The organism is Acinetobacter sp. UBA6571, assembly GCF_002434085.1.
Taxonomy (GTDB): Bacteria; Pseudomonadota; Gammaproteobacteria; order Pseudomonadales; family Moraxellaceae; genus Acinetobacter; species Acinetobacter radioresistens.
This window is the reverse complement of record NZ_DJJJ01000043.1, coordinates 1-5,424: the sequence shown is the minus strand read 5'-3', so window position 1 is coordinate 5,424 and position 5,424 is coordinate 1. Positions and strand designations below refer to the sequence as shown.

General features: G+C 43.7%; 6 protein-coding genes. 2 read left to right on the top strand and 4 right to left on the bottom strand.

Annotated elements, in window-relative coordinates; all coding sequences use genetic code 11:
* Window positions 1-89: 89 nt before the first annotated feature.
* The 3 genes from lnt to B3X18_RS08295 form a co-directional block, all read right to left on the bottom strand.
* Window positions 90-1,649 carry an apolipoprotein N-acyltransferase gene (gene lnt / locus B3X18_RS08305; RefSeq protein WP_286935388.1) on the bottom strand — a complete coding sequence of 520 codons (1,560 nt, stop codon included), beginning with the start codon at window positions 1,647-1,649 and terminating at the stop codon, window positions 90-92.
* The gene (locus tag B3X18_RS08300; RefSeq protein ID WP_005016900.1) at window positions 1,646-2,485 is read right to left on the bottom strand and encodes an HlyC/CorC family transporter; all 840 of its coding nucleotides are present in this window, start codon (window positions 2,483-2,485) and stop codon (window positions 1,646-1,648) included. The genes lnt and B3X18_RS08300 overlap by 4 nt, the downstream gene beginning before the upstream one ends.
* A gap of 234 nt (window positions 2,486-2,719) precedes the next feature.
* Window positions 2,720-3,841, bottom strand: a complete 1,122-nt coding sequence (locus B3X18_RS08295) for a hypothetical protein (protein ID WP_005023144.1) — start codon at window positions 3,839-3,841, stop codon at window positions 2,720-2,722.
* A gap of 257 nt (window positions 3,842-4,098) precedes the next feature.
* Between B3X18_RS08295 and tusA the strand changes: the two genes are divergently transcribed.
* Both tusA and B3X18_RS08285 read left to right on the top strand, forming a co-directional pair.
* Entirely contained in the window at window positions 4,099-4,356 is a 258-nt protein-coding gene (tusA, locus tag B3X18_RS08290; protein ID WP_005023146.1) for a sulfurtransferase TusA, read from the top strand.
* Window positions 4,357-4,362: 6 nt separating this feature from the next.
* Window positions 4,363-4,962 carry a LysE/ArgO family amino acid transporter gene (locus B3X18_RS08285; RefSeq protein ID WP_026055491.1) on the top strand — a complete coding sequence of 200 codons (600 nt, stop codon included), beginning with the start codon at window positions 4,363-4,365 and terminating at the stop codon, window positions 4,960-4,962.
* 72 nt (window positions 4,963-5,034) lie between these two features.
* Here B3X18_RS08285 and B3X18_RS08280 read toward each other — a convergent pair.
* Window positions 5,035-5,424: 4Fe-4S dicluster domain-containing protein (locus tag B3X18_RS08280; protein WP_010700185.1), on the bottom strand; the 390-nt coding region annotated here is incomplete at its 5' end.

Below are 5,424 nucleotides of genomic sequence, written 5' to 3'. Positions count from 1 at the left end.
GTTCAGCTTTGATTTTAATGCCTATTTAAAATGTACAAAAAACCGGATGATGAAATCAGGTTTTTTTATCTAGAATAAAAATTTAGGCCTTAGCGTCGCGATTTAAATGAAACATCTACTTTACGTGGACGATAGATCCAGCCCAAGACCAGAAGAAAAAGTGAAAAGCCCAGAATCGGCCAGTCGCTAAAACGGTTATACCAAGTTTGGCCTTGCATGTCCGGCAGTTCGCCGCGCAGTATAAACTCCTGATCAGTTGGAGCCTGTTTTACTATATGACCGGTATGATCAATAAATGCTGTTACACCTGTATTGGTTGCCCGGATAAACCAGCGTCCATTTTCTTTGGCCCGCATCTGAACCATTTGTAAATGCTGCCAAGGTCCAGCTGTACCAGTAAACCAGGCATCATTCGAGACAGTCACCAGAAAGTCACTGGTGCTGGCGTTGCGGCGAGTCAGGTTGGGGTAGGCAATTTCATAACAGATAGCTGATGCTAAGGGATGGTTTTTAATCATCAGTGGTTTTTGTTCGCTTGAACCACGGGAAAAACCACTGAGCATGACATCATTTTGTACACCTGGTAAAACCCAGCTGAGTAAGCCTGAAAGCGGAATATATTCCCCGAATGGAACTAGTCGCTGTTTTTTGTACAGACCTTCTGCTTCACTGCCAGAAGCCATAATACTGTTATAATACATCGGATAACCGGTCTGTTTGGATTCTTTCAAATCCCAATATGGAATACCAGTTACCCAGGCAGTATCAGTTTTTTCTGCCTGAGCCTGCATAGCTTTTAAAAACGGTTCAATATCACTCTGGAACATTGGAATCGAGGATTCCGGCCAGACAATCAAGTCACGCCCCCATTCGGTCCGGCTCAAATTTACATAAATCATGAGGGTTTTGGCCTGGTATTCAGTCAACCATTTTAGGTCCTGTGGAATATTGCCCTGAATCAGGGAAACTGATAGCGGTTTGGTTGCTTTCTGTTCAACAAAGTGAAGCTGTGCAGCACCCCAAGCTCCCAGCAATAGCACGGCAGAGGGAACCACCCAGAATACCCGTCGATTTAAAACTTCGACCAAGGCACAGGCCAGAGTAATAACAACAAAAGAGACCCCAAACACACCAAAAAGTGGGGCATAGCTGTCTAGGAAGCGTTCAGTAAAGGCATATCCGGCAAACAGCCATGGAAACCCGGTAAACACCCAAGTTTTGGCCCATTCTGAAAATACCCAGAGAGGTGCAAAAGTGAGAGGAGTTTCAGGGAAAAAGCGCCGATAAGCCCAAGCCTGCAAGGCACTAAACAGTCCCATAACCAGTGCCATAATGGCAATCATCAGTACACTGAGGATTGCATTAGTATCGCCATATGTATGGATTGAGGTAAACAGCCAGAATGCACCAACAAACCATAAGCCGAAACCATAGGCCCAGCCAAGTACAAACGCCTGCTTGGCTGAGCGATGACGTAATGACGCATACAAGAGTGCTGGTGAGAGTATCGCCAGCCACCACCAGTAATAAGGGGCCAGCGCAAAGCTAAAAATAGCGCCGGCAAATAAAGAAATTAATAAAGGAAAAATAAGGGGGAGCTGTTTTTTTTGTTCTGAAGTGGATAACAGCTTGTCAAAATATGCTCTCATTTACGTACAGCTCGAATCAGATGAATAGTGCGGGCATCTGCTTCTACAATACTGAATTCCCAGTCTCCAAGTTCAATCACCTGACCTTGCAGGTCACTCACCAGACCGATTTCCTGTAGCAGCAAACCGCCGACAGTTTCTACCTCATCATCAGAAAAATCAGCATCTAAAACTGTGTTGAAGTGTTCAATTGGTGTAAGTGCCTGAACAATCCATGCATTGGCTGTGCTATGTGTCTGGTCTGGAATAATATATTGTGCTTCTTCATCAATCTTGTCGTGTTCATCTTCAATTTCGCCGACAATTTCTTCCAGAATATCTTCAAGTGTTACCAGACCAGAAGTCGAGCCATATTCATCAATAACGATTGCAATATGGGTCTGGGTATTCTTGAGCATTCTCAATACCTGATCTGAGCGTGCACTTTCAGGTACAAACAGCGGTTGACGCATGAGTGCACGTACATCAATTTTAGGTGTTGGCGTGGTCATAAACGGGAGGAGGTCTTTGGCCAGCAAAATTCCGACTACATTATCTGGCTGATCAGATGAAAATACCGGAAAGCGCGAATGTGCCGATTCAATCAGGACATGCAGGATATCAAGTAACTGATCGTCTTCCTGCAGGCTAATAATGGCAGTACGTGGAGTCATGACTTCACGTACTTTAGTGGCTGGCAGGTCAAGTACGCCTTCAAGCATGGCGACAGTATCGGGTTCCAAAAAACGACGTGAATCTTGTACTAGTTTTAACAGTTCATCGCGGGTGCCGGGGGCGGTGCCCAACCATTTGCGTAAGCCTCGCATACCCCACGACGGGCCTGATTCCTCGTGCATGATCTTTCCTAAAGACTCTTGGTAGCTAATAAAAGTAATTTAATCATACCGAAGAAAATAAACCTGTGCATCTACAAACATCAGCGAAAGGATAAAAGTTGCAAACGGCAGAGTCAGAAGTTTTATTTTAGAAAAATTCCAATTTTTATAGATAAATCTAAAAATAGCCCCGGTTTTATATAAAAAAGATTCAAAAGAGCCATAGCCCTCGAGGACTATGGCTGGGACGTCACATTAATAACGGGTAGCTAAAACCAGAGGGTCATGACCTTCCATCATGGTCTGATCTAGAAACATAACCTGACCACTATTTTTTCTGACCAGTTCAATGAGGTCATCAATAACATCATTAGTCCGGGGTTCTGTATCGCCTGCATCATTTAGTATAACGCTCTGCTGTTCAGGAGCCAGTTGGCCCGGTAGTGTGTGACCCTGACGCACATAAAGCGTTGCAGTATTACCTTCTAATGCTGCCCGATAAATTTCCTGGAGATCTGTCCGAATTCTTGGGGTGCCATAAAGCGACTGCATATTCTGTCGTGCCTGTAATTGCCGCTGCTGCTGGTAGTGCTGTAGCGCAGGCTGAATACTGTTAACAATATGTTGGGCATCACCGTTATCCAGATAAGTTACATTATCAACAGTGGCGATTATTACATTAGGCTGGTCACAAATTTCTTTATAAAAACCGATATTACGTTTGTCACCGATCAGAATTACAGGCAAGTTACGTCTGCCTAAAACTGCCTGCAGGTTCTTGTCAATGTGATTTAAGAACTCTTTGAGATATTTATCTTCATTGATAGAACGTTCAGCAGCACTGGTAGTGGCCAAACTGTCAGTTACTACCGGAAAAGCACCATAAGGCAGATTTTCGAGTAAATCAGTATCTTCTGGGTTAAATTCGTGAATAACCCTGTCATCAATTGCCTCAATCAGACGGCCCTTTTCACGGGTAATAACCAGTGCATAATAATGCACAGCAGAAGATAGGCTTTTTAAAATATCACGTACAGCAAACTGATCATTGATTACTACACGCTCCACTGTATCAAATGGAAACCGCAATACATGCGCCTGTTCCGGCGAGGCAAAAATAGCCAGCGTATCAAGATTATAATTTGGTCTGAAGTCATCCAGCTCCTGGTGAATTTTTCGCATGACCTGCTGGGTAATTTCTGCACCATGTTTTTTCTTCAAGCAATCTTCAGCAGCTTTGAGTTGATTTTTTAAAGCAATCGGATCTTTTTCATTATCTGGAAAAGTACGGTGAGTTTTGACAAAGATACTGACCGCCGGTTTCGCCTGAACCTTTTGCAAGTCCTGTAATATTTTTTGCATTTCCTGATGAAGCATCTTATTCACTCCTGCTATTGCTATAGAGAAAAGTGGGAGGTAAGAACAATCAATTAATAATAGCGAATAATCAGCTTAGCAATAATCTAAAAAACAGTGCAGTGCTATTGCTATAAGGCTGTAACAAACTATAAGCATGTATAGCTTTGGTATATATGTTTTAAACGGTCCAGTAAAATGCACCCTATAAATAAATCAGTCAGAGTATTGAGCGCTTTATGTTAAAATAGAGCGGTTTATGTCATTCGAGATAGAGCATGTCTGAACCTGCGTTAACGCCTGATATCCAGTTAAATACTCGTGGGTTACGTTGCCCAGAGCCAGTAATGATGCTGCATCAGGCTATTCGAAAAGTAAAAACGGGTGATGTCGTCGAGGTATTCGCAACTGATCCTTCAACCTCTTGGGATATCCCGAAATTCTGTATGCACTTGGGTCACGAGCTACTGCTTCAGGAAGAATTAACAGATACTGAACAGCATAAGGAATATCATTACCTGGTACGTAAGGGTTAATGGTGCGTGAGTAGTTGTTTATCTGGCCTGGTTTTAGGGTTCTCCTTGATTATGGCGATTGGGGCACAAAATGCCTTTGTGTTAAAACAGGGGTTGCTTCGTCAGCATGTATTTGCAGTAGCTCTAGTTTGTGCGCTGTCCGATGCACTACTGATTTCTCTTGGTGTTTTTGGCTTTGCCCATCTCTTAAGCCAGCAGGAAGGTCTCATTCAGGCGATGAAATGGTTTGGCGCCATTTTTCTGTTTGGTTACGGACTACGCAGTTTTTATCAGGCCTATAGAGCACAGGAAGGTTTACATGCTTCAAAACAGAAAACTGCTTCTCTGCGTCAGACTATACTGCTATGTTTAACTTTTTCCTGGCTTAATCCCCATGTTTATTTAGATACCGTGGTTCTGCTCGGATCAATCTCATCCCAGTATAGTAATAAGATGGCCTTTGCCAGCGGCGCAGTATCTGCATCCTTTATATTCTTTTTCAGTTTGGCTTTTGGTGCAAGATTATTGGAGCCCGTTTTTGAAAAGCCCAAGGCATGGAAAATTCTGGATATTATAATTGGCATGATTATGTGGCTAATTGCAGCTTCACTGATCGTTGAAGCCTGATCTTTTCTATAAAAATATATACCTGTTATCAATCTCTATAAAAAGCCCGCTTCATGAAGCGGGCTTTTCTTATTACATATTTGGATAGTTAGGACCACCACCACCTTCCGGTGTTACCCATGTGATGTTCTGTGAAGGGTCCTTGATGTCACAGGTCTTGCAGTGCACACAGTTCGCTGCATTGATCTGGAACCGTGGTCCAGTCTCTTCCTGAACAATCTCGTAAACCCCGGCCGGACAGTAACGCTGTGCCGGCTCGTCATATTTCGGCAGGTTGACCTCAACCGGAATAGACGCATCAGCCAGCTTGAGGTGAGACGGCTGGTTTTCCTCATGTACCGTGTTGGATACAAAGACGGAAGACAGACGGTCAAAGGTCAGCTTGCCATCCGGTTTCGGATAGTTCGGCTTGAAGCTTTCTGCCTCTACAGTTTGCAGGGCCTTGAAGTCGGGCAGCAGGTC